The 22,692-nt window shown below is 66.2% G+C and carries 24 protein-coding genes; 10 read left to right on the forward strand and 14 right to left on the reverse strand.

The window, feature by feature from the left end:
- Positions 1-13 precede the first annotated feature (13 nt).
- Together ACSFBC_RS08985 and ACSFBC_RS08990 are read right to left on the reverse strand one after the other, a co-directional pair.
- Positions 14-238, reverse strand: a complete 225-nt coding sequence (locus ACSFBC_RS08985; protein WP_435509952.1) for a hypothetical protein — start codon at positions 236-238, stop codon at positions 14-16.
- Positions 239-462: 224 nt separating this feature from the next.
- The gene (locus tag ACSFBC_RS08990; protein WP_435509953.1) at positions 463-690 is read right to left on the reverse strand and encodes a DUF1016 N-terminal domain-containing protein; all 228 of its coding nucleotides are present in this window, start codon (positions 688-690) and stop codon (positions 463-465) included.
- 256 nt (positions 691-946) lie between these two features.
- Here ACSFBC_RS08990 and ACSFBC_RS08995 point away from each other — a divergent pair, with 256 nt between their 5' ends.
- From ACSFBC_RS08995 to ACSFBC_RS09005, 3 genes are all read left to right on the forward strand, one after another.
- Entirely contained in the window at positions 947-1,507 is a 561-nt protein-coding gene (locus ACSFBC_RS08995; RefSeq protein ID WP_435509954.1) for a TRAP transporter small permease, read from the forward strand.
- Entirely contained in the window at positions 1,504-2,802 is a 1,299-nt protein-coding gene (locus tag ACSFBC_RS09000; RefSeq protein ID WP_435509955.1) for a TRAP transporter large permease, read from the forward strand. The genes ACSFBC_RS08995 and ACSFBC_RS09000 overlap by 4 nt, the downstream gene beginning before the upstream one ends.
- Positions 2,803-2,959: 157 nt before the next feature.
- Positions 2,960-3,994: a DctP family TRAP transporter solute-binding subunit gene (locus ACSFBC_RS09005; protein ID WP_435509956.1), complete on the forward strand. Its 1,035-nt coding sequence runs from the start codon at positions 2,960-2,962 to the stop codon at positions 3,992-3,994.
- A gap of 77 nt (positions 3,995-4,071) precedes the next feature.
- Here the strand turns inward: ACSFBC_RS09005 and ACSFBC_RS09010 are convergent, their stop codons facing one another.
- From ACSFBC_RS09010 to ACSFBC_RS09060, 11 genes are all read right to left on the reverse strand, one after another.
- Positions 4,072-4,503 (reverse strand): GreA/GreB family elongation factor, encoded by a 432-nt coding sequence (locus ACSFBC_RS09010; RefSeq protein ID WP_435509957.1) that lies wholly within the window; start codon positions 4,501-4,503, stop codon positions 4,072-4,074.
- A gap of 368 nt (positions 4,504-4,871) precedes the next feature.
- Positions 4,872-5,609, reverse strand: a complete 738-nt coding sequence (locus ACSFBC_RS09015; protein ID WP_219213097.1) for an amino acid ABC transporter ATP-binding protein — start codon at positions 5,607-5,609, stop codon at positions 4,872-4,874.
- Positions 5,610-5,866: 257 nt separating this feature from the next.
- Positions 5,867-6,556 carry an amino acid ABC transporter permease gene (locus ACSFBC_RS09020; protein ID WP_435509958.1) on the reverse strand — a complete coding sequence of 230 codons (690 nt, stop codon included), beginning with the start codon at positions 6,554-6,556 and terminating at the stop codon, positions 5,867-5,869.
- Position 6,557: 1 nt separating this feature from the next.
- Positions 6,558-7,289, reverse strand: coding sequence for an amino acid ABC transporter permease (locus ACSFBC_RS09025; protein WP_435509959.1), 732 nt, complete (start codon positions 7,287-7,289; stop codon positions 6,558-6,560).
- A gap of 106 nt (positions 7,290-7,395) precedes the next feature.
- A complete protein-coding gene (locus ACSFBC_RS09030; protein ID WP_435509960.1) occupies positions 7,396-8,295 on the reverse strand; it encodes a transporter substrate-binding domain-containing protein in 900 nt (299 codons plus the stop codon).
- A 365-nt stretch (positions 8,296-8,660) separates the two neighbouring features.
- The gene (locus tag ACSFBC_RS09035; protein WP_435509961.1) at positions 8,661-9,638 is read right to left on the reverse strand and encodes a LysR substrate-binding domain-containing protein; all 978 of its coding nucleotides are present in this window, start codon (positions 9,636-9,638) and stop codon (positions 8,661-8,663) included.
- 57 nt (positions 9,639-9,695) lie between these two features.
- Positions 9,696-10,634 carry a 2-hydroxyacid dehydrogenase gene (locus ACSFBC_RS09040; protein ID WP_435509962.1) on the reverse strand — a complete coding sequence of 313 codons (939 nt, stop codon included), beginning with the start codon at positions 10,632-10,634 and terminating at the stop codon, positions 9,696-9,698.
- 202 nt (positions 10,635-10,836) lie between these two features.
- Entirely contained in the window at positions 10,837-11,322 is a 486-nt protein-coding gene (locus ACSFBC_RS09045; RefSeq protein ID WP_435509963.1) for a hypothetical protein, read from the reverse strand.
- Positions 11,319-12,062 (reverse strand): hypothetical protein, encoded by a 744-nt coding sequence (locus tag ACSFBC_RS09050; protein WP_435509964.1) that lies wholly within the window; start codon positions 12,060-12,062, stop codon positions 11,319-11,321. The genes ACSFBC_RS09045 and ACSFBC_RS09050 overlap by 4 nt, the downstream gene beginning before the upstream one ends.
- A gap of 12 nt (positions 12,063-12,074) precedes the next feature.
- Positions 12,075-13,700 (reverse strand): hypothetical protein, encoded by a 1,626-nt coding sequence (locus tag ACSFBC_RS09055; protein WP_435509965.1) that lies wholly within the window; start codon positions 13,698-13,700, stop codon positions 12,075-12,077.
- Between the two features lie 134 nt (positions 13,701-13,834).
- A complete protein-coding gene (locus ACSFBC_RS09060) occupies positions 13,835-15,670 on the reverse strand; it encodes an ABCB family ABC transporter ATP-binding protein/permease (protein ID WP_435509966.1) in 1,836 nt (611 codons plus the stop codon).
- Between the two features lie 38 nt (positions 15,671-15,708).
- Here ACSFBC_RS09060 and ACSFBC_RS09065 point away from each other — a divergent pair, with 38 nt between their 5' ends.
- Positions 15,709-16,134: an acyl-CoA thioesterase gene (locus ACSFBC_RS09065; RefSeq protein WP_435509967.1), complete on the forward strand. Its 426-nt coding sequence runs from the start codon at positions 15,709-15,711 to the stop codon at positions 16,132-16,134.
- A 9-nt stretch (positions 16,135-16,143) separates the two neighbouring features.
- Here ACSFBC_RS09065 and ACSFBC_RS09070 read toward each other — a convergent pair whose 3' ends face one another.
- Positions 16,144-17,142, reverse strand: a complete 999-nt coding sequence (locus ACSFBC_RS09070; protein WP_435509968.1) for an ABC transporter substrate-binding protein — start codon at positions 17,140-17,142, stop codon at positions 16,144-16,146.
- A 96-nt stretch (positions 17,143-17,238) separates the two neighbouring features.
- On the opposite strand from ACSFBC_RS09070, the gene ACSFBC_RS09075 reads away from it, so the two are divergent.
- The 6 genes from ACSFBC_RS09075 to ACSFBC_RS09100 all read left to right on the forward strand — a co-directional run bounded on the left by ACSFBC_RS09075 (position 17,239) and on the right by ACSFBC_RS09100 (position 22,682).
- A complete protein-coding gene (locus ACSFBC_RS09075) occupies positions 17,239-17,931 on the forward strand; it encodes a TetR/AcrR family transcriptional regulator (protein ID WP_435509969.1) in 693 nt (230 codons plus the stop codon).
- 125 nt (positions 17,932-18,056) lie between these two features.
- Complete coding sequence (locus ACSFBC_RS09080; protein WP_435509970.1) at positions 18,057-18,890, forward strand: ABC transporter permease; 834 nt, start codon at positions 18,057-18,059, stop codon at positions 18,888-18,890.
- Entirely contained in the window at positions 18,887-19,954 is a 1,068-nt protein-coding gene (locus ACSFBC_RS09085; RefSeq protein ID WP_435509971.1) for an NAD-dependent epimerase/dehydratase family protein, read from the forward strand. Before ACSFBC_RS09080 ends, ACSFBC_RS09085 begins: the two co-directional genes overlap by 4 nt.
- Positions 19,941-20,792 carry a GNAT family N-acetyltransferase gene (locus tag ACSFBC_RS09090; protein WP_435509972.1) on the forward strand — a complete coding sequence of 284 codons (852 nt, stop codon included), beginning with the start codon at positions 19,941-19,943 and terminating at the stop codon, positions 20,790-20,792. The genes ACSFBC_RS09085 and ACSFBC_RS09090 overlap by 14 nt, the downstream gene beginning before the upstream one ends.
- Before the next feature lie 28 nt (positions 20,793-20,820).
- Positions 20,821-21,888, forward strand: coding sequence for a dihydrodipicolinate synthase family protein (locus ACSFBC_RS09095; RefSeq protein WP_435509973.1), 1,068 nt, complete (start codon positions 20,821-20,823; stop codon positions 21,886-21,888).
- Positions 21,885-22,682: an ABC transporter ATP-binding protein gene (locus ACSFBC_RS09100; protein ID WP_435509974.1), complete on the forward strand. Its 798-nt coding sequence runs from the start codon at positions 21,885-21,887 to the stop codon at positions 22,680-22,682. The genes ACSFBC_RS09095 and ACSFBC_RS09100 overlap by 4 nt, the downstream gene beginning before the upstream one ends.
- Positions 22,683-22,692: the final 10 nt, after the last annotated feature.

The raw sequence follows: 22,692 nt of genomic DNA on the forward strand, positions 1-22,692 counted from the left end.
CCTGGGCGGACCGTCAACTGCCCGACGCAGTCACCGCACCCATCGCACGGCCCTCATACGCCAACAGGATCAGCGGCTTCGCTGCATCCAGATCCGACTGCGACGCGAGGGAAATTTCCAGGTCACCCGTTCCCCAATGTCCCTGCTGCCTGACATCCCGCCCGTTCGAGGGTAGCGGCAGCACCTGGGCTGGGTCGACGTGCAGGTACAGAAGCAGGCGCGACTTCTGCGGCACCACGGTGGCAAAGTTCTTCAGGGTACGCGGTCAGTAAACCACGTCCTTGAGCCGCAGGCTGTGACCTGACAGCCTACGTTCCCACATAGAGCAACGTGGGAACGTAAATGACAGACGATGTGGAAGAAGGCACGGGCCTCCGGCGTCTTGAGCGCCACGATGGCCACCAGGTGGCTCCAGCTCAATTGTGTCGACAGCGTCGACACAATCTCCACATCAGGGAAAGCCTATGCGAACTTCACCATTCGACGCAGGTTGCGGGATTCGAACCCGCGGCCGAATTCCTGCGCCAGTTGCTGGCCCAACTGATCGAGCAAGCGAGCGCCGTAGCCGGCACGCTCACCGCCCAGCACTTCGGGGGCTAGGCGCTGCCCGACGGTCCAATACAGCCGGGTGAGCTCGGCATTGACCGCGCCGGTCAGCCCACCAACGCCACAGCCGCACTCATCGTGCACAGGGCGCCGGGTGCTCCCCGCAGCGAAATATAGGAGAAGCCGCGAAGGGCGGGGGACATTCGCGGAGGGGGAGTGCCCGACGCCGTGTGCACACGCCCTGAAAGCCGCTCTGCAGGCCCGGCAGCTAAGGAAACCCCCGATATATGAGTGGTCATTGACCCCCTAGCATCGACGGCTGTTTCCCTGTCGAGGTGTACGGATCGCGTCCCGGCGTCCGCCCGGTGACATGGCGCCTGCCTCACCTGCCCTTTCTGCGATGACAACACCTCCCGAGTCCGGCCCCATGCTGGACGCCGCCAGCCCCATTCCCCCCGACATCGGAGCCGCCGACGAACCCACCAAGGTCCCGCTCGCCATTGAAGACTGGCTCACCGTCATCATCATGGGCGCGCTGGCGCTCATCACCTTCGCCAATGTGCTGGTGCGCTACTTCACCGACTCCTCCTTCGCCTGGACCGAGGAGTTCTCGATCTTCCTGATGATCCTGCTGGCCATGGTGGCCGGCTCGGCCGCGGTGGCGCGCGACCGCCACATCCGCATCGAGTATTTCTCCGAGAGCGGTTCGATGGCGCGGCGCAAGCGGCTGTCGCAGTTCGGCGCGGTGCTGGTGGCCGCGCTCTTCATCCTGATCGCGGCGCTGAGCACGCGCATGGTCTGGGACGACTACCGCTTCGAGGAGACCTCGCCGGGCATCGGCGTGCCGCAGTGGTGGTACTCGATCTGGCTGCCGATCGTGTCGACCGCGATCGCGCTGCGGGCCGTGGGCCTGTTCATCCGCCGCGGACGCCGCGATGACGGCGAGGGCACGCCGAAATGATCGCGACGCTGCTCTTCGTCGCCTTCGTGGTGCTGATGCTGGTCGGCGTGCCGATCGGCGCGGCGCTGGGTCTGGCCGGCGCGGCCTGCATCGCGCTGGCGAACGCCGACGCCCAGTGGTTCGGCCTCTTGGCCGTGCCGCAGAATTTCTACGCCGGCCTGGGCAAGTACCCACTGCTGGCCATTCCGATGTTCGTGCTGGTTGGCTCGATCTTCGACCGCTCCGGCGTCGCGCTGCGGCTGGTGAACTTCGCCGTCGCGATGGTCGGCCGTGGCCCTGGCATGCTGCCGATGGTCGCGATCCTGGTCGCGATGTTCCTGGGCGGCATCTCCGGTTCGGGCCCGGCCAATGCCGCCGCCGTGGGCGCGGTGATGATCGCCGCGATGTCGCGCGCCGGCTACCCGCCGGCCTTCTCCGCCAGCGTGGTCGGCGCCGCAGCGGCCACCGACATCCTGATCCCGCCCTCGGTGGCCTTCATCGTGTACTCGGTGCTGGTGCCCGGCGCCTCGGTGCCGGCCCTGTTCGCGGCCGGCATGATCCCCGGCATCCTGGCCGGCCTGGCGCTGATCATTCCCGCGGTCTGGATGGCGCGCAGCCACAAGATGGGCGCGCTCGAGGCCAGCATGCCGCGGCCCGCGTTCTGGAAGAGCTTTCGCGAAGCGACCTGGGGCCTGGCGGCGCCGATCCTGATCCTCGGCGGCATGCGCGCCGGCTGGTTCACGCCGACCGAGGCCGCGGTGGTCGCGGTGTTCTACGGCCTGTTCGTGGGCATGGTGATCTACCGGACCATCAAGGTGCGCGACCTGTTCGTGATCCTGCGCGAATCGGGCGAACTCTCGGCCGTGATCCTGCTGGTGGTGTCGCTCGCGGGCATCTTCGCCTACTCGCTGTCGACGCTGGGCGTGATCGATCCGGTGGCCACGGCCATCGTCAACTCCGGCCTGGGCGAGTACGGCGTGCTGGCACTGCTGATCGTGCTGCTGATCACGGTCGGCATGTTCCTCGACGGCGTGTCGATCTTCCTGATCTTCGTGCCGCTGCTGTGGCCCATCGTGCAGCACTACAAGTGGGACCCGGTCTGGTTCGGCGTGATCCTCACGCTCAAGGTCGCGCTGGGCCAGTTCACACCGCCGCTCGCGGTCAACCTGATGGTGTCGTGCCGCATCGCCAACGTGCGCATGGAAGAGACCGTGCGCTGGGTCGGCTGGATGCTGTTCGCGATGTTCCTGGTGATGGTGGCCGTGATCGTCTGGCCGCAGCTCGCGCTGTGGCTGCCGGCCAAGCTCGGCTACTGATGGCTCTCCCCCAGTCTTCGCGCACTGCGTGTCGCTTCGCCAACCCCCTCGCCGGGGGCGACACCAGCGGCCCGGCAAAGCCGGTTCCGCGGTGTCACTGGCGAATGAGCTGCGTTCCCAATCAACTTCCATCGATTTTTCACACGGAGACAAGACCATGAAATTCCGCCGCACCCTGCTCGGCCTCGCGCTCGTCGCGACCGCTCTCGGCTTCACCACCGGCGCCATGGCGCAGGCGGCCTACAAGGCCGAGTACAAGATGTCGCTGGTGCTGGGCCCGCCCACACCCTGGGGCCAGGCCGGCCAGATCTGGGCCAACCTGGTGAAGGAACGCACCCAGGGCCGCATCAACATCAAGCTGTACCCGGGCGTGTCGCTGATCCAGGGCGATCAGACGCGCGAGTTCAGCGCGCTGCGCCAGGGCGTGATCGACATGGCCGTGGGCTCGACCATCAACTGGTCGCCGCAGGTCAAGCAGCTCAACCTGTTCTCGATGCCCTTCCTGATGCCCGACTACGCGGCGGTCGACGCGCTCACGCAGGGCGAGGTCGGTGCCGAGCTGTTCAAGATCATCGACAAGGCCGGCGTGATGCCGCTGGCCTGGGGCGAGAACGGCTACCGCGAGATCACCAACTCCAAGCATGCGATCAAGTCGCCGGCCGACCTCAAGGGCATGAAGATCCGCGTGGTTGGCTCGCCGCTGTTCGCCGACCTGTTCACCGCGCTGGGTGCCAACCCGACGCAGATGAGCTGGGCCGATGCGCAGCCCGCGCTCGCGAGCGGCGCGGTCGACGGCCAGGAGAACCCGCTGTTCCTGTTCACCGTGCTGAAGATGCACAACGTGGGCCAGAAGTTCGTCACCACCTGGGGCTATGTGGCCGACCCGCTGATCTTCGTGGTCAACAAGGAGATCTGGGCCTCGTGGACGCCGGCCGACCAGGCCATCGTGAAGCAGGCCGCCATCGATGCCGGCAAGCAGGAAATCGCCATCGCGCGCAAGGGCCTGGTCGAGGCCGACAAGCCGGTGCTCAAGGACATCGCCGGCATGGGCGTGACGGTGACGCAGCTGACGCCGGCCGAGCGCGAAGCCTTCGTGAAGGCCACGCGTTCGGTGTACGCCAAGTGGCGCCCCACCGTGGGCAACGACCTGATGACCAAGGCCGAGAAGGCCATCGAAACGCGCAAGAAGTAAAGCAGCAAGGCGCTCGCGCCGCAACGACGAAGGCCCCGCATGCGGGGCCTTTTTCGTGGGCGAATGCTACGGCTTCCTCAACGCAAGTACTCGCCGCTCGCCTCGGGCTGGAAGGCGATGCCGGCAATGCGCAACGCACCGCCCGAGCCGTCCGGCGCGACCCAGTTCGCCACGTCGCCCACGCGCAGACCCAGCAGCGCGGTGCCCACGGGCGACAGCACCGAGATACAGCCGGTGGCGGGGTCGGCGTCCTGCGGGTAGCTCAGCGTCAGCGTGCGCTCGCCCGCACCGGTGACTTCGGCCACGTTGACCCGCGAACGCATCGTGACGACGTCGGCCGCGATGTCGGTCGGCGACACGAGGTCGGCGTTGTCGAGCACGGCCTGGATGGCCGGCGAGTAGGCGGCATCGGCGTCGGCGTACTTGGCGAGCCGCGCGTGATCGAGTTCGGTCAGGGTGCGGCCGGCGAGGACCGCGGAAGAGACGGGGGAAGAGAGGGGTTGAACCATGGAACGCTCCTGGAGGAAATGCACAACGCCGGACGGTGGGCGCCCGGCGATCCAGTGGCGGGAATGGGAAGAGGATGAAAGCGGATCGCCGGGCTCAGGAATGTGCAGCAGCACTTCGAGCCGGTGGCATGCGGCGAAGCTCCGCGCGCGGTCGCGTCGCCGGACGGCTCGAGACGAGCCGGCGAGCGAAGAAGCAGCCGAGGGAGAACGCGATGGAACGCATGGCGATATCGTAGGCCGGGCCGGCCCGTGCGCGGGCAATAGCCTTGCGCGGCATCAGGTACCGCGTGCGCCAAAGAGGATGTGCCCAAGAAAAAGGCCCCGCATCGCGGGGCCCTGGTACAGCGAGGTGCCTGCGATCCGCGGGCTCAGTGCTGCAGGATCTTGTTCAGGAATTCCTTGGTGCGCGGCTGGCGGTTCTCCGGGTGGTTGAAGAACTCGTCCTTCTCGCAGTCTTCCAGGATGCGTCCGCCCACGTCGATGAAGATCACGCGGCTCGCGACCTTGCGCGCAAACGCCATCTCGTGCGTGACCACCATCATGGTCATGCCTTCCTTGGCCAGCGTGACCATCACGTCGAGCACTTCGCCGACCATTTCCGGGTCGAGCGCCGAAGTGGGCTCGTCGAACAGCATCACGATCGGGTCCATCGACAGCGCACGGGCGATCGCCACGCGCTGTTGCTGGCCGCCCGACAGCTGGCCCGGGAACTTGTCCTTGTGCGCCATCAGGCCCACGCGGTCGAGCATCTTCAGGCCACGGGTCTTGGCTTCGTCGGCCGAACGGCCCAGCACCTTGATCTGCGCGATCGTGAGGTTCTCGGTCACCGACAGGTGCGGGAACAGCTCGAAGTGCTGGAACACCATGCCGACCTTGGAGCGCAGCTTGGGCAGGTTGGTCTTGGGGTCGTGCAACGGGATGCCGTTGACAGTGATCTCGCCCTTCTGGAAGGGCTCGAGCGCGTTGACCGTCTTGATCAGCGTCGACTTGCCCGAACCCGACGGGCCGCACACCACCACCACGTCGCCCTTGGCAATGTTCACCGAGCACTCGTTGAGCACCTGCACCGGGCCATACCACTTGGAGACGTTCTTGATTTCAATCATTTTTTCCGACATTTCAAACTCCTATCGACGAGGCGTGCAAGCTGATTCCATACCAGAAACACCGCGGAACCGGCTTTGCCGGGCCGCTGGTGTTGCCCCCCTGGAAGGGGGTTGGCGAAAGCGACACGAAGTGCGCGAAGACTGGGGGTAAGACCAGTGACACCGCGGAACCGGCTTTGCCGGGCCGCTGGTGTTGCCCCCTGGAAGGGGGTTGGCGAAAGCGACACAAAGTGCGCGAAGACTGGGGGTCATCTGATTCATCGGATGATGGCGATCTTCTTGTGCAGGCGCTTCACCATCCAGGACAGCGAATAGCACAGGATGAAGTAGACGACCGCAGCCAGCAGGTAGGACTCGACGGTACGACCGTACTGCTTGCCCATCGTGTCGAAGCCCTTGAGCAGGTCGTAGGCGCCGATGGCGTAGACCAGCGAGGTGTCCTGGAACAGGATGATGGTCTGCGTGAGCAGCACCGGCAGCATGTTGCGGAAGGCCTGCGGCAGGATCACCAGGCGCATGTTCTGGCCGTAGGTCATGCCCACCGCCTGGCCCGCGTTCACCTGGCCACGCGGGATCGACTGGATGCCGGCTCGCATGATCTCGCTGAAGTAGGCGGCCTCGAACGCGATGAAGGTGATCACCGCCGAGATCTCCGAGCGGTAGTTGGCGCCCATCGAACCGAACAGGTTGTAGAACGAGGCCGGCACCAGCAGGAAGAACCAGAGGATCACCATCACCAGCGGGATGCTGCGCATGCCGTTGACGTAGATGGCTGCCGGCGCGTCGAGCCATTTCTTGCCCGACAGCCGCATCAGCGCCAGCAGGGTGCCGAAGACCACGCCGCCGATGGTGGCGATCAGGGTCAGCATCACGCTGAAGTAGAAGCCCTTCAACACGAAGTTGGAGATGACTTCCCAGTTGTAGAACGAAAAATCGAGGTTCAACATGTCAGTGTCCCCCGCCGCCGCTGGCCGAAACGATGAAGCCCGGAACGCGCGTTTTCTTTTCGATGAATGACATGAGGCGGTTGATCGCGAAGGCAGAGATCACATAGAGCCCCGTCACCGCGAGGTAGACCTCGATGCCGCGCGAGGTTTCTTCCTGCGCCTGCATCGCGAACATGGTGAGCTCGGACACCGACACGGCGAAGGCCACCGACGAGTTCTTGAAGATGTTCATCGTCTCGCTTGTGAGCGGCGGAATGATGATGCGGTAGGCCATCGGCAGGATCACGTAGCGGTAGTACTGGAAGGTGGTGAAACCCACCGCCATGCCCGCATAGCGCTGTCCCTTGGGCAACGCCTGGATGCCCGAACGCACCTGCTCCGCGATACGCGCGGAGGTGAAGAAACCCAGCGCCAGCACGACCAGCACGAAGCTGGGCACCGTCTTCATCGGTGGGATGAGCGCGGGAATGACGTGGTACCAGAGAAAAATCTGGACCAACAGTGGAATGTTGCGGAACAGCTCGACCCATGCATTGCCGAAGCGAATGAGCCACGGGTTGTCCGGCAGCGTGCGGATGATGCCCACCAGCGAGCCCAGCACCAGCGCGACGATCAGCGCCAGCAGCGAGACCGACAGCGTCCAGCCCCAGGCCGAAAGCATCCATTGCCAATAGGTCGGGAATTTCCCGCCTGGATCCTGCAAGAAGACCTGCCAATCCCAGTTTGATCCCATCGGGACTCTCCTTGTTGTTGTAGACCGTTTCGATGTGAAGCGCGCCCTGCTTCAACAGAAACGCCCGCCGGATGTGGCGGGCGTTGGCGCAATAACCGGGAAGCGATTACTTCTTCGCGGCGTAGTCTTCCATCGGCTTGTCGTTCGGGTTCGCCCATGCGTCCTTGGTCGCGTCCGACAGGGCCAGGCCGATCTTCACGTTCGACGGCGGGATCGGCTGCAGGAACCACTTGTCCCACAGCTTGGCGAGGTCGCCGTTCTTGATCTGGGCCTTGATGCTGTCGTCCACGGCCTTCTTGAAGGCCGGATCATCCTTGCGGATCATGATCGCGATCGGCTCGACGCTCAGGACTTCGCCGACGATCTTGAAATCGCTGGGCGCCTTGGACTTGGCGATGTTCGAAGCCAGGATGGAACCGTCCATCACGAAGGCGTCGGCACGGCCCGATTCGAGCAGCAGGAAGCTGTCGGCGTGGTCCTTGCCGAAGACTTCCTTGAAATCGATGCCACCGGCGCGCTCGTTCTTGCGCAGGGTCTGCACCGAGGTGGTGCCGGTGGTGGTCGCGACGGTCTTGCCGTTCAGGTCCTTGATCGAGGCGATGCCCGAGTTCGCCTTGACGGCGATGCGGATTTCCTCGACGTAGGTGGTGACGGCGAAGGACACGTCCTTGGCACGCGTGGCATTGTTGGTGGTCGAGCCGCATTCCAGGTCGACGGTGCCGTTCTGCACCAGCGGCACGCGGTTCTGCGAGGTCACGGGCTGGTACTTGGTTTCCAGCTTCTTGCCCACGACCTTCTCGAGGTCCTTGATGATGTTGGCGCAGATGTCGTAGTGGAAGCCGGTGTACTGGCCGTTACCGAGCGTGTAGGAAAGACCGGAGGATTCGCGAACGCCTTCGGTGATGGAGCCCGAGGCCTTGATCTTGGCGAGGGTGTCGGTGGCTTGCGCGAACGCGCCGCCGGCGGCCATGACGGCGATGGTCAACGCCAATACTTGCTTCTTCATACGAAACTCCTGAGTGAAACTGAAACAGAGCCAAATTTTAGACAGTCGCGCGAACAGAGGCACCCGGTCCAACCCGGTGCACCGCCCGGCACCCGTCTGGGGCGGCGCGAAAATCCTCGATGCATCCTTGGTGCAACGCACCGCTGAAGCACGACATGCAGGGGATTAAGCAGTCTTTGTGCCCGCTTGGCCCACCGACAGGCAAGAGATCGCCCCGGTGCGGAAAAGAACACGCATGCACTGATTTTCTCCAGCGAGTGACAGCAAAGCAGGCGGGACTGTATGCGGCGCACGGCGGCCTGACCAATGCCGTATGCGCGCGTCATCATGCACATCTTTTATAGTTTGTGCAGTGCAGCAAACAATCAATTGACAGGCTGCGTTTCGACGAGATAGGCCCATAGCGCGTCCAGCGCTCGCTTGGGGGGTGCGAAGTCGTCGTGAGACTTCGTCGCGCGTCCGGTCTTGCCAGGCGTCGCCGCCGCCGGACGCTCGCGGTAGGCGCGGATCTCCATCGTGGCCTCGAGGCGGTCGATCTCGGGCGGGAGCGCGCTCACCAGCCGCCGCGCCTTGACCTCCTTGCGCACCGCGCTCTGCGGCAGGAACGCGATGCCGTGGCCTTCGAGCGCCATCGCCTTCAGGCCTTCGGACATGTCGGTCTCGTAGACGCGGTCGAGGTGGATCGCGGTGTCCGACTCCTTGATCAGCTGGTCGACGATGCCGCTCATGTAGGCACCCGGCGCGTAGCCCAGATAGGGCAGCGGCTGGCCCTGGCGGCCCGGCAACCGGTAGCGCGGCGCGCCGTCGGCGTCGGGCTTGACCCAGGGCGCGACCACCTCCTGCCCCAGCACCACCATTTCGTAGCGGTTGGTGTCGAGCTGCAGCGGTTGCGACGGGTGCTGGTAGGCGATCAGCAGGTCGCAGCTGCCTTCGACCAGCCGCATCACCGCGTCGTGCACGTTGAGCGCGATGAGCCGGCTCTTGAGCGGCCCGAAGTGCTCGCGCAGCGTGGTCGCCCAGGCCGGGAAGAAGGTGAAGGCCAGCGTGTGCGGCACCGCGAACTCGATCACGTCGTGCGCCGCGGCCGAGTGGCCGCGCAGCATGGCGCGCGTGCTCTGCAGGCCCTGCAGCATTTCGAGCGCCTGGCCGTAGAGCGTCTGGCCGGCCGGCGTGAGGCGCGTGGGATAGGAAGAGCGGTCCACCAGGTCGGTGCCGGCCCATCCTTCGAGCGCCTGGATGCGGCGCGAGAAGGCCGGCTGCGTCACATGGCGCAGCTGGGCCGAGCGGCTGAAGCTGCGGGTTTCAGCAAGACTGACGAAGTCTTCGAGCCACTTGGTTTCCATGGGGCTGGATTATGTGCGCGCCCCCGGACTTTCGACGGCGCTTCGGCCAGCGCCAGGTCAGACCGGCGAGATCACGCCGCGGCCGGTGAAGTGGCCTTCGGCGTTGGCGAGGAAACGCTCGAACGAAGCCTGCGTGGCCTCGGGCGACCAGCCCGCGAGGTGCGGCGTGAGGATCAGGTTGTCCAGGCCGATCAGCGGCTCGGGCCGCAGCGGCTCGCTCTCGTAGACATCGAGCCCGGCGCCGGCGATGCGGCCTTCACGCAGCGCGGTGGCCAGCGCCTCGGTGTCGACCAGGCTGCCGCGGCCGATGTTCACCAGGAAGCCCTGCGGGCCGAGTGCATCGAGCACGCGGGCGTCGACGATATGGTGCGTGGCCGCGCCGCCCGGCGCCGCGCACACCAGCATGTCGCTCCACTCGGCCAGCGCATGCAGGTCGTCGAAGTAGCGGTGCGCCACGCCTTCCTTGGGCTTGCGGTTGTGATAGCCGATGGCCATGTCGAAGCCGGCCGCACGCCTGGCGATCTTCTGGCCGATGGTGCCCATGCCGAGGATGCCCAGGCGCTTGCCCGAAACGTTCGGCGGTTGCGGAATGGCCAGGCGCCAAACGCCGTCGCGGCACAGGCGATCGAGCTGGCGGAAGTTGCGCACGGCCGAGATCAGCAGGCCGAAGGCGTGGTCGGCCACGCAATCGTCGTTGGTGCCCTGCCCGTTGGCCACCACGATGCCGCGCGCACGCGCCGCGGCAAGGTCGACCTTTTCGTAGCCGGCGCCCATGCAGCACACCAGCTCGAGCGCCGGCATCGCGGCCATCTCGTCGGCAGTCAACCCGGTCACGCCGATGGTCAGCACCGCGCGGAAATCGGCACCGCGCGCGGCGATGGCGGCCGAGCGCTCGGCGGGCTCGGCGGCGTAGCTCAGGTCGAAATGCTCGGCGAGCACGGCTTGGTGGGCGCGCGAGAGGTGGCTCAGCACGAGCAGGGGAATCTTGGTCGTCATCTGTGATTGGTTCCGAATGAGAGTGTGCTGCGCCCGCTGGACGGGTGGCTTCCGGCCTGCAATGGCCTTGTCCCGTCACCGTCTCGGGCGACTGAAGCATTTTCCATGCGGGAGACGAGACCACGATGGCTTCGGCGGCGTGCGTCACGCATCGTCGATGAAAAAACATCCGGCCGTGCGAGCCGGCCGGGTGTTCTTGTGCCTAACGGTTGCCGATCACCACATAGCCGTCGCCAAACTTCTCGGCCTTCGGTGGCACCTTGGCGCACAGGCGCTGGTTGCACAGGTTCAGGTCCCCGGCAGCGATGGCGCCGAGGACCTGGCGGTTGTAGTCGATCTCCTGCAGCGCCTGTGCGTTGTGCCACACCCAGTAGCTGCTGCCACCCACCACCAGCACGGCCATCGAAAGCAGCGCCAACGAGACCTTCCACAGCCATGCTTTCTGCGCGGCCAGCAATTGGCGCTGCGCCTTTTGCAAGAACTGCTCCGCGTTCGTCAGCTCGCGCTGCATGCTCTTCTGCCCCTCCCGATGTGCGGCATCGACATCGGCCGACAGGCGCGAAGCGCTGTGGTCGAGTTGCTGGCTGGCCTGCGCGATCCGCGCCGCGGCGCCCTCATTTTCTCGGCGGAGATGCCGGGTCACGCTTGACAGATTCAGCGCCAGTTCCTGCAGTTGCTCGGGGGTCATGGTGCGGCTGTTTTGGCGGGTAGGGGCGACGATGCCGATGGGGGCAAGGGGTCGGCGATCAGGAATTCGGGGCTGAAGGAGGAAGCGCCGCTTTTTCTCAGTTGGGCTTGGCCTGATTGCCCAAAATCGACGGTGATGGTGATCGGTTCGGTGCTTTCGTCAACCTTCACCTTTTGCCAGAGGATGCTCCACGTGCCGGCCTCGACCACGATGGTGGTGCTCTGGGGTGGGCTGCGGAAGGGGGCGTACTCCGGCGGCCATCGCGCCCGCTTTTCTACTACAGTAGCCTGGGCAGTCAGTTTATAAATGCCGGGCGGCATCAACGGAGCGTGAGCAGGAAAGCGCCCCTCTCTCGGCCTTAAGGTGACTGAATCAATGTAGTCACGACCAAAGGTAGTGCTAAACCATGCACTGCCTTGAGCTTGCTGCGCGCTCACGTTGGGCACATAGATTTGGGCGTTGACCTTGCCAACACCCGGTGGCTCGCCAATGCGTTCCAAGGTGATAAAGCCGCTGATGATGTATTTTTCCGTCACGCCAAAAGAGGCAGCGGCGTTCCACAATGCGCCCCGCGTCAGGTCAGTCGGTGCTCCCGCTCCATAGTCAGCCGGTGCTCCATAGCTCGTAGGCATATTGCCCCCACAGCGGCTGAAGCATTCGCCGTACCCAACCATGGCGCAGCCCGTCAGCGCCAGCGCTGCCAGTGCGGCAACAGCCCACTTGTACAAAGTGCTCTTCATCGTGCGCTCCCTCTATCGGCCCATCACCGGGCCACGCTGTTGCTGCTGTTGCGCGTCTTCTTGCCGCTGCGCCGCAAGTTGTTGCTCGCGCTCACGTTGCTGCTGCGCAATCAGGGCTTGTTCGTAGTCTTGGCTTTGCTGTTGAAACTTCTGCCATTCGGGCGAAGCCTGGTGCGCCTCAAGCACCCGGTCATAGGCTTTGTCGTCTTTGCGCTCGATGGCATCGACCAGCGCCTTGAACCGCTCGCCAATGGCGCTTTGGGTGATGATGGATGCGGCCAGCGGGGTGTCGGGCGCGGCCGCAGGCGCTTGGGGTTGTTGTTGCTGCGTGTGCTTGCCGTGTGGATGCTGCACCACATCCCGATGCAGCGGGTGGTCTTTGGCAAGGTAGTGTTGTTGGGCTTGGTCGCGTTGCGCATCGATATCGATTTCTACCTCTCGAATAGTCGCTTGCCGCTCAGGCTTCGGATCATTCTTGATCTCCCGATACTTCCCCTCCAAATCCCGCAGCGCCTCCTGATACAACGGACTGCCGTCCACCCTCGGATGGTCATTCTTCCCTTCGGGCAGCGAGCTTTGGCTGACAACCTGCCCTTGCCCATCGCGCGTTTCGACGGCGTAGCTGGGCGTGAAGTAGTTCTGGGCAATGAGCGGCCCCGTCGGCGTTCTGGTTTCGGTGCTCAAGGCCTGGCCGGTCGCGGGGTCGCTCGTCGTGGTGGTGAAGCGCCGGCCTTGATCGAGGTCCAGCACCTTCTCGACGCGGTGGCCTTGCTCGTCGGTGTAGCCGAGCTTGAAGCGGCCGTGCGCCATGGCGCCCGCCTGATTGGCAGGGTGGTCTGGATGGGGCTCCCACACCGGCGCACCAGGTTGTTTGATGCTGTCGATGCTGTTGTGGAAGAAGTCGCGCTCGCGGTCGCTCAGGGGCAACGTGACGAACTGCTCGAACGCGGTCTTCTTGAGGCCCACGGCCCCCATCGCATGTCCGCCCATCGAAAGGGGATTGAAGTCCACGCCGCCGCCCTTGTCGCGCAAGGCCGGCATTTCGGCCAGCATGCGTTCGCGAGCGGACGCGGGGTAGCTGCCAGCCAGCGCTTCGAAGCCGGCCACGCCCTTGTTCTTGAAATAGCCGGCGACGGCGCCTTCGGGCTTCCAGTCTTGCAGGCCATGCAGAAACTCGGTTTCGGCCGTGGTGCGGATGTCGTGGTAGCGGGCGTCGGCGGCCAGGGCGGTGGCGTTGGTGGATCGCTCCCAGCCGCTCAGTTCGGCCCAGGTGCGGTATTCGCCGGGGCGCCCGGGGCGTTCAAATTCTTTGTGGCCTTGCAGCATGCGGTCGCGCTGGTCGGCGGCGTACCAGCATTCGATGTCGTGGCGCTGGGCGATGGTGTCCGCGTAGGAATTCGCGCCCGTCGTGCGCGGCGCCTCGGGGTCGGCGAGTTGCTGGTGGATCGTGTAGTGCGCCGCCACCTGCGCATCGAGGTTGTAGACCCGATCGCCATTCGGCAGGACAGTGCCGTACAGATCGGGCCGGCTGCCCTTGGCGGCATGGATCTGGCTGACCCCGCCGAAGTAGTCGGCGCCGGGCGAATTGCCATAGCGCGGCGGCAGGCTCTGATCGGCCTGGTGTCTGTAATCGCCCATTCTTTGAGGCTCCCTGTGATGGCTGAAGCATGCACATCCCGGACGAAATGACAGCGGGCCATGCAGCCGCACACCATCCGTTTTGGCGCATGCTACTTCCCCTCAAGCAAGCTACAAAGCGATGAGAAACGTGTTCAAAGATTGACCGGCGCCGCCTCGATTTTTTGCAGCGCCCACATCTGCGCATAGCGCCCCTGGCGCGCCAGCAGCTCCGCGTGGGTGCCGCGCTCGACGATCACGCCGGCCTCGAGCACCAGGATCTCGTGCGCATCGACCACGGTCGACAGCCGGTGTGCGATGACCAGCGTGGTCTTGTTCTGCGCCGCGCTCTTGAGCTCCGACTGGATCGCGCGCTCGTTGGCCGAGTCCAGCGCCGAGGTGGCCTCGTCGAAGATCACGATCGGGGGGTTCTTGAGCAAGGTGCGCGCGATGGCCACGCGCTGCTTTTCGCCGCCCGACAGCTTCAGGCCGCGTTCGCCGACCGGCGTGTCGTAGCCCCTGGGCGTGGCGGCGATGAAGTCGTGGATGCGCGCGGCCTTGGCCGCCGCCTCGATCTCTTCGGTCGTCGCGCCCGGGCGGCCGTAGGCGATGTTGTAGGCCACGCTGTCGTTGAACAGCACCGTGTCCTGCGGCACGATGCCGATGGCCTGACGCACGCTGGACTGGGTCACCTGGCGGATGTCCTCGCCGCCGATGGTGATCTTTCCCTGCTGGACGTCATAGAAGCGATACAAGAGTCGGGCCAGCGTGGATTTTCCGGAACCCGAAGGGCCGACCACCGCCACCGTCTTGCCGGCCGGAATCTCGAAGCTCACATGCTGGAGGATCGGCCGCGCGGGCTCGTAGGCGAAGCTCACGTCCTCGAAGCGCACGGTGGCGTCGGTGCCCGCCAGCGGCATCGCACCCGGCGCGTCCTGCACCTCGCGGTCCTTCTCCATCAGCACGAACATCTTGTCGAGGTCGGTCAGGCTCTGCTTGATCTCGCGGTAGATCACGCCCAGGAAATTGAGCGGGATGTAGAGCTGGATCATGAAGGCGTTGACCATCACCAGGTCGCCCAGCGTCATGCGGCCCTCGACCACGCCCGAGGTGGCGCGCCACAGCATCAGCACCAGGCTCACGGCGATCAGCAGCTGCTGGCCGGTGTTGAGCATCGACAGCGTGCGCTGGCTCTTGATCGCGGCCTTGCGGTAGCGGTCGAGGCTGGCGTCGTAGCGCTTCGCCTCGAACTCCTCGTTGTTGAAGTACTTGACGGTCTCGTAGTTCAGCAGCGAATCGACCGCGCGGCTCTGCGCCATCGTGTCGAGCTCGTTCATGGTCTTGCGGAACTGCGTGCGCCACTCGGTCACGGTCACGGTGAAGCCGATGTACAGAACCAGCGCGGCACCGGTGATCCAGACGAACAGCGCATCGAACTTGACGCCCAGAATGGTGAGCACCAGCACCAGCTCGATGATGGTCGGCACGATGCTGTAGAGCGACATCGAGATCAGCGAGTGCACGCCGCGCGTGCCGCGTTCGATGTCGCGCGTCATGCCGCCGGTCTGCCGCTCGAGGTGGAAGCGCAGGCTCAGCGCATGCAGGTGCCGGAACACCTCCAGCGAGATGCGCCGCGCCGCGCCCTCGGTGGCCTTGGCGAACACCAGCTCGCGCAGTTCGCTGAACAGCGAGGTCGACAGCCGCAGCAGGCCGTAACCGATCAAGAGCGCGATCGGCACCACGAGCAGCGCCTGCGCCATGTCGGGCTTGGGCGTCATGGTGTCGACCAGGGTCTTGAGCAGCACCGGCACGCCGACGTTGGCGACCTTGGCGCCGACCATGAAGGTCAGCGCGGCCAGCACCCGCCATTTGTAATCCCAGAGGTAGGGGAAGAGGCGTCGAAGCGTCGCCCAGTCGGAGCGGTCGGCCCGTTCGGGCGCGCCGCCGGGTGCATGGTGGGGAGAGGAAAGGGCTTCGCCGCTGCGGCGCATGGGAGACAATCTGGCTGTTATTTGCTTCGATTGTGCCCATGTCCCATTCTCCCGACGCCAACGTGGCCGCTGTCCTCAAGAGCCTGCCGACCGACATGGAGCTGGTGCTCAAGGTCATCCCGATGCCCGCCGACTGCAACGCCAACGGCGACATCTTCGGCGGCTGGGTCATGGCCCAGTGCGACCTGGCCGGTTCGGTGATCCCCGCGCGCTACACCCTGGGCCGGATGGCGACCGTGGCGGTCAACGAGTTCGTCTTCAAGCAGCCGGTGCGCATCGGCGACATCCTGTCCTTCTATTCGAAGCTGGTGCGCATCGGGCGCACCTCGGTCACCGTCACGGTCGAGGTCTTCGCCGAGCGCTTCAAGGCGCAGGGCAACTACATCAAGGTGACCGAAGCCACTTTCACCTACGTCGCGATCGACGACCACGGGCGGCCGCGGCCGATCGCCGCGACGGCCTGATCCCGGTCGTCAGTTGCCGCTCATGCGCACCGACTTGTCCAGGTACTCGTTGGTGAACAGCGCGACCGGCTCGAAGCCCTTCTCGATGCCGATCATTTCCTTGACCAGTTCGTAGTCGGCCTTGACGCGCGCGCCGTCGAAGGCGCCTAGCGCCACGCCGGTGGTGGTGTCGTCGCGCATCAGCTGCTTGATGCGTTCCCACTGGTCGCGTTGGTTGTCCGGCGTCAGGCCGCTCACGCTGGCGGTCAGCGCATCGAGGCAGGGCGCGAAGTCCTTCACGCAGGCCGCGTAGGCGCGCTGCGTGACGGCCGCGAACTTGCGCACGCGCTCGGGGTTGGCCTTGAGGTAGGCGCCGTTCACGAACAGCGAGTTGCCGTACACGTTCACGCCGATGCTGCGCCAGGCCACGAAGCCCAGGTCGGGGCCGAACTCGCGGACCTTGAGGTCGTGCTCGTTGTAGAAGTCGCTGATGATGTCGACCGACTTGCTCTTGAGCGCGCCGACCTTGGCCTGCGGGCTCAGGTTGACGAAGTTCACGCCCGCCGGGTCGATGCCCGTCTTCTTGGCGAAGGCCGGCCACATCAGGCGCGCGGCGTCGCCGGGCGGGTTGCCGATCTTGCGGCCGACGAAATCCTTGGGGCCGTTGATGCCCGAGGACTTGAGCCAGTAGAAGCCCTGGGGGCTGTTCGCGTAGATCACCATCACCGCTTTCAGGTCCGCGCCCTTGCCCACGGCCTGGATGGCGGTCGGCAGGTCGGCGATGCCGAGGTTGGCGCCGCCGGTTCCCACGCGCTGCGCCGACAGCGCCGAGCCCTTGCCGGCCTCGATGCTCAGGTCGATGCCGGCTTCGGTGTACCAGCCCTTGGCTTTGGCGAAGTAGATCGGCGCATGGTCCGCGGTCGGCGTCCAGTTGAGCATCAGGTTCATCGAATCCGCGGCCGAGGCCGTGCCGGTGAGCCCCAGGGCGCACAGGGCGGTGAAGAAGACGGAAGACGCGCGTGCTCGCATGGGGATCGCTCCAGAATGAAGGGGTGGATCGGGACTAGAATTCATATTACCAACTGTTTGGTTGACAAGCAATACAACAGAACGCGAGCAGTACGCATGGCCTCTTCTCCAGCTTTTTCATCCGCCCCCACGACCGTCCCTCGCAAGAAGAAGACCACGCAGGCCGAAGGCCCCGCGCGCCGCGATGCCGCCGCCACGCGCGAGGCGTTGCTGGCCGCTGCGGTGGCCGAGTTCTCGCGCAACGGCTTCGCCGGCGCGCGGGTCGACGAGATCGCGCGCACGGCCGGTGCGAACAAGCAATTGGTCTATCACTACTTCGAGAGCAAGCAGGGCCTGTACCTGGTGGCGCTCGAGTCGGTGTATGCGGCGATCCGCGAGAAGGAGCAGGCACTGTCGCTGGGCGCGCTGGAGCCGGTGGAAGCCATGACGCAGCTCATCGGCTTCTCCTTCGACTACCTGGCCGAGCACCCCGAGTTCCTCGCCCTGCTGACCGACGAGAACCGCAACCAGGGCCAGCACATCCTGGGCTCCGAGCGTCTGCAGAAAATGCATTCGCCCTTCATCGAGATGCTCGAGGCCACGCTCGAGCGCGGCGTGGAGCAGGGCGTGTTCCGCAACGATTTCGATGCGATCAACCTCTACATCTCGATCGCCGGCATCTCCTACTTCTTCTTCTCCAACAACCACACGCTGTCGGCCATCTTCGGCAAGTCGCTGGGCTCGCGCGGCGCACTGGTGCAGCGGCGGCGCCATGTGATCGCCTTCGCGCTCAACGCGCTGCGGCCTTGAGTCTCTGACTTCGCAGCCGGCGGCGCCGACGCCTTCCTCGATAATTTATCAACCAGTTGGTTGACAGTGCGTCGGGCGAATCCTATGATTTGGATTCGACCCGCACTCCCGAGGAAGACACCCCCATGACGGCCTCCGCCACCGCACCCGCCGCCGATCCGCCCGCCACCCGCGCGGCCGGCGGCCCCGACAGCAGCCAGGACCGCCCCGCCTGGCAGCGCTGGGCCGCCGTCGTCGGCGTCCACCTGGCCGGCATCGGCCTGTGGGAACTCGCGGTGCGCGTGTTCTCGATCCAGACCTTCATCCTGCCCGCGCCCTCGCGCGTGCTGGCCACGCTGGGCAACGGCAACTACCACTGGCTGTCCAACACCGGCGTGACCGCGCTCGAGGTGTTCGGCGGCTATGTGCTGGCCCTGGTGCTGGGCATTCTGTGTGCGCTGCTGTTCATCACCAGCCGGCGCCTGATGCTGCTGGCCTTCCCGCTGCTGGTCACGCTCAACATGATCCCGAAGGTGGCGATGGGGCCGCTGATCATCGTGTGGTTCAGCTACGGCATCGGGCCCAACATCCTGATCACCTTCAGCCTGTGCTTCTTCCCGATCCTGCTGACCACGATCCGCGGGCTCAACGAGACCGAGCCCGATCTGCTGAACCTGGTGCGCGCGCTCAAGGGCTCGCGCTGGCAGCTGTTCCGCTACATCCAGCTGCCGGGCTCGCTGCCCTACGTGTTCTCGGGCATGAAGGTCGCCACCATCCTGGCCGTGGCCGGCGCGGTGGTGGGCGAGTTCATCGCCTCCGACAAGGGTCTGGGCTACCTGATGATCCAGGTGCAGGCCTCGCTCGACACCCCCGCCGTCTTCATGGCCGTGCTGCTGATCACCGGCCTCGGCGTGCTGCTCTACCTGCTGGTCCTGCTGCTGGAGCGCTTCTTCATCACCCAGGACGCCCGCATCCAATGACCGCCTCCACCCCCACGCCCGCCGCCGTGCTCGACACGCGCGCTTTCCCCACGCACTTCGAGACCGAACAGGCACTCGAGGACTACCTCGCCACGCCGTCGCGCGAACTCATCGACGACCTCGCACGCCTCGACGGCGACCTGATGATCCTCGGCGTCGGCGGCAAGATGGGCCCGACGCTGGCGCGGCTGGCACGCAACGCCCTGCCCGCCCACCGCCGCGTGATCGCGGTCGCGCGCTTCAGCGAGGCCGGCATGCGCGAGATGCTGCATGGGCACGGCATCGAAACCATCGTCTGCGACCTGCTCGATGCCGCCGCCGTGGCCGCACTGCCGAAATGCGCCAACGTGGTCTTCATGGCCGGGCGCAAGTTCGGCGGCGACGACAACAACCCGCTGACCTGGGCCATGAACGTGCACGTGCCGGCCCTGGTGGCGCAGGCCTTCAGCGGTTCGCGCATCGTGGCCTTCTCGACCGCCTGCGTGTACCCCTTCGTGCCCGTCGCCGGCCAGGGCGCGTCCGAAGACCTGCCGCCCAGCCCGCCCGGCGAGTACGCGAACTCCTGCGTCGGCCGCGAGCGCATGTTCGAGTATTTCTCGCAGCAGCACGGCACGCCCGGCCGGCTGTTCCGCCTGAGCTACGCGATCGACCTGCGCTACGGCGTGCTGGCCGACGTGGCGCAGAAGGTCTGGCGCGGCGAGCCGGTGGACGTGACCATGGGCCACGTCAACGTGATCTGGCAGGGCGATGCCAACGCGCAGGCGCTGCGCTGCCTGGCGGTGGCCACGGTGCCGACCTCGCCGATCAACGTGAGCGGCCCCGAGACCACCTCGATCCGCTGGCTGGCCGAGGAGTTCGGCCGCCGCTTCGGCAAGCCCGTGCAGATCACCGGCAGCGAAGCACCCACCGCCTGGCTCATGAACACCGGCGAGGCCGAGCGCCTGTTCGGCTACCCGCAGGTGCCGCTGTCGCAGCAGCTCGGCTGGGTCGCCGACTGGATCGCACGCGAGCAGCGGCTGTATGGCAAGCCGACCAAGTTCGAGTCGCGCGATGGCAAGTACTGAACTCGACGCGCCGGTGCACGTGGTCGAGACGCTCGGTGCGCTCGACGACGGGACGCTGGCGATGCTCGACGCGCTGGTGGTACAGAGCGGCTGGAACCAGACCGCCGAGGACTGGGCGCTGTTCTCGCAGCAGGGCACGCTGTTCGCGGTACGCGATGGCGAGGGGCGCATCGGCGCCAGCGGCGCCGTACTGCCGATGGGCGACACGGGCGCCTGGATCAGCATGATCCTGGTCGCGCCCGCGCTGCGCGGCCAGGGCCTGGGCCGCACGGTCTTCGAGCACTGCCTGCGCGAAGTGCAACGCCAGGGCCGGGTCGCGCTGCTCGACGCCACGCCCGCGGGCGAGCGGCTCTACACCCGGTACGGCTTCGCGCCGCTGTGGCGCCTCACGCGCTGGCAGCGCCCCGCCGCGGTGCCGAGCCGCGCTTTGGCGCGGCAGGAACCGGCCGGCCTCGAACGACTCGCCGCCCTCGACGCCGAGGCGCTGGGCCTGGCGCGCGGCCTCGTGCTCGCGCACCTGGCCGGGCGTGCGGGCTCACGCCTGCAGCGCCATGCGCAAGGCTTCGCGATCGTGCGCGCCGGCCGCATCGCCCACCAGATCGGCCCGCTGATCGCGACCGACGAAGCCGCCGCCGCGCTGCTGCTGGCCGAGCTTGCCGACAGCACGCCCGGTCCGCTGATGGTCGACGTGCCCGACATGCGCGCTCTGCTGCGCGAGCAACTCGGCGCCGCCGGCTTCACGCCGCAGCGCGGCTTCGTGCGCATGGCCCTGGGCGAACCCGTGCCCGTCGGCCAGACTGCCTTCCTCCACGCCATCGCCGGCCCCGAGTACGGCTGAGCGGCCCTTCACCTTTCCAGGAGTTTCGATGGCCTTGCAACGATCCGATCTTCCCGCCGACGTGCTGGCGCTGCTGGCGCAGGGCACGGTGATTCCGGCCCACCCGCTGGCGCTCGACGCCGACCGCCAGCTCGACCGCCGCCGCCAGCGCGCGCTCACCCGCTACTACACCGATGCCGGCGCGGGTGGCCTGGCCGTGGGCGTGCACACGACGCAGTTCAGCATCCGCGAACGCGGCCTCTACGAGACCGTGCTGCGCGCCGCGGCCGAAGACCGCGCGGCCTGGACCGACCGCCCCATGGCGATGATCGCCGGCCTGTGCGGCCCCACGGCGCAGGCGCGTGCCGAGGCGCGGACGGCCGTCGGCCTGGGCTACCACGCGGGCCTGCTGAGCCTCGCGGCCGTGGCCTCGGCCTCGGAGGACGAACTGATCGCGCATTGCGAGGCCGTGGCCGAGGAGATCCCGCTGATCGGCTTCTACCTGCAGACCGTGGTCGGCGGCCCGATCCTGTCGAGCGACTTCTGGCGCCGCTTCGCGCTGATCCCCAACGTGCTGGCGATCAAGGTCGCGCCCTTCAACCGCTACCGCACCATCGACGTGGTGCGTGGCGTGGTCGATGCGCGCGCCGAGGAGCGGGTGTTCCTCTACACCGGCAACGACGACCACATCGTGCTCGACCTCGCCCTGCCCTTCAGCGCGATGCGCGACGGCACCGCGGTGCAGGTGCGCTTCCGCGGCGGCCTGCTGGGCCACTGGTCGGTCTGGACCGCGAGCGCGGTGCAGCAGCTCGCGCAGATCAAGGCCGAGATCGCGGCCCATGGCGGCGCGCTGAGCCCGGCGCTGCTGGCCCTCGATTCGCGGGTGACCGACTGCAACGCGGCCTTCTTCGACGTGAAGAACAACTTCCACGGCTGCATCGCGGGCTGCCACGAGGTGCTGCGGCGCCAGGGCCTGCTCGACGGCATCTGGTGCCTGGATCCGGCCGAGGGCATGGGCCCCGGACAGAGCGAAGAGATCGACCGCGTCTACCGACTGCACGGCGACCTGGCCGACGATGCCTTCGTGCGCGACAACCTGGCACGGTGGCTGGCATGAGCGCGCTGCCGGTCCAGGCGGCGGCGCCGCTGATCCGCATGCAGCAACTGCGCAAGGTCTACCGCAAGAAGCAGGCGGGTGGCAAGACCGAGGAGTTCCTTGCGGTGTCCGACGTGTCGATGGACATCCACGAGGGCGACATGGTGTCGCTGGTCGGGCCCTCGGGCTGCGGCAAGTCGACGCTGCTCAAGATCCTGGCCGGCCTGCACGGCCACGACGGCGGCACGCTGCAGATCGGCGGCGGCACGCCCTTCAACGCGGGCCGCGATGTGGGCATGGTGTTCCAGCAGCCGGTGCTGCTCAAGTGGCGCACCATCCTCGAGAACGTGATGCTGCCGGCCGACATCCTCGGCCTGGACCGCAAGAAGGCCCGCGTGCGCGCGCACGAACTGCTGGAGATGGTCGGCCTCACCGGCTTCGCCGACAAGCTGCCCTACGAACTCTCGGGCGGCATGCAGCAGCGCGCGGCCATCGCGCGGGCGCTGATCCACGACCCGAAACTGGTGCTCATGGACGAGCCCTTCGGCGCGCTCGATGCGCTGACGCGCGAGAAGATGAACCTCGAGATGCTGCGCATCTGGGAGGAGACGGGCAAGACCTTCGTGGTCGTGACCCACAGCATCCAGGAGGCCGTGTTTTTGGGCACGCACTGCGCCGTGCTCACGGCCGGCCCGGCGCGCATGGCCGACTTCTTCGCGATCGACCTGCCTTCGCCGCGCCGGCTGCACCTCAAGACCAGTCCGGAATTCGGCGGCTATGTGCGCAGGGTGTACGACTTGCTGGGCGTCGAATAGACGCCCGTGG

It is taken from the genome of Variovorax frigidus, assembly GCF_051216515.1.
Taxonomy (GTDB): domain Bacteria; phylum Pseudomonadota; class Gammaproteobacteria; order Burkholderiales; family Burkholderiaceae_C; genus Variovorax.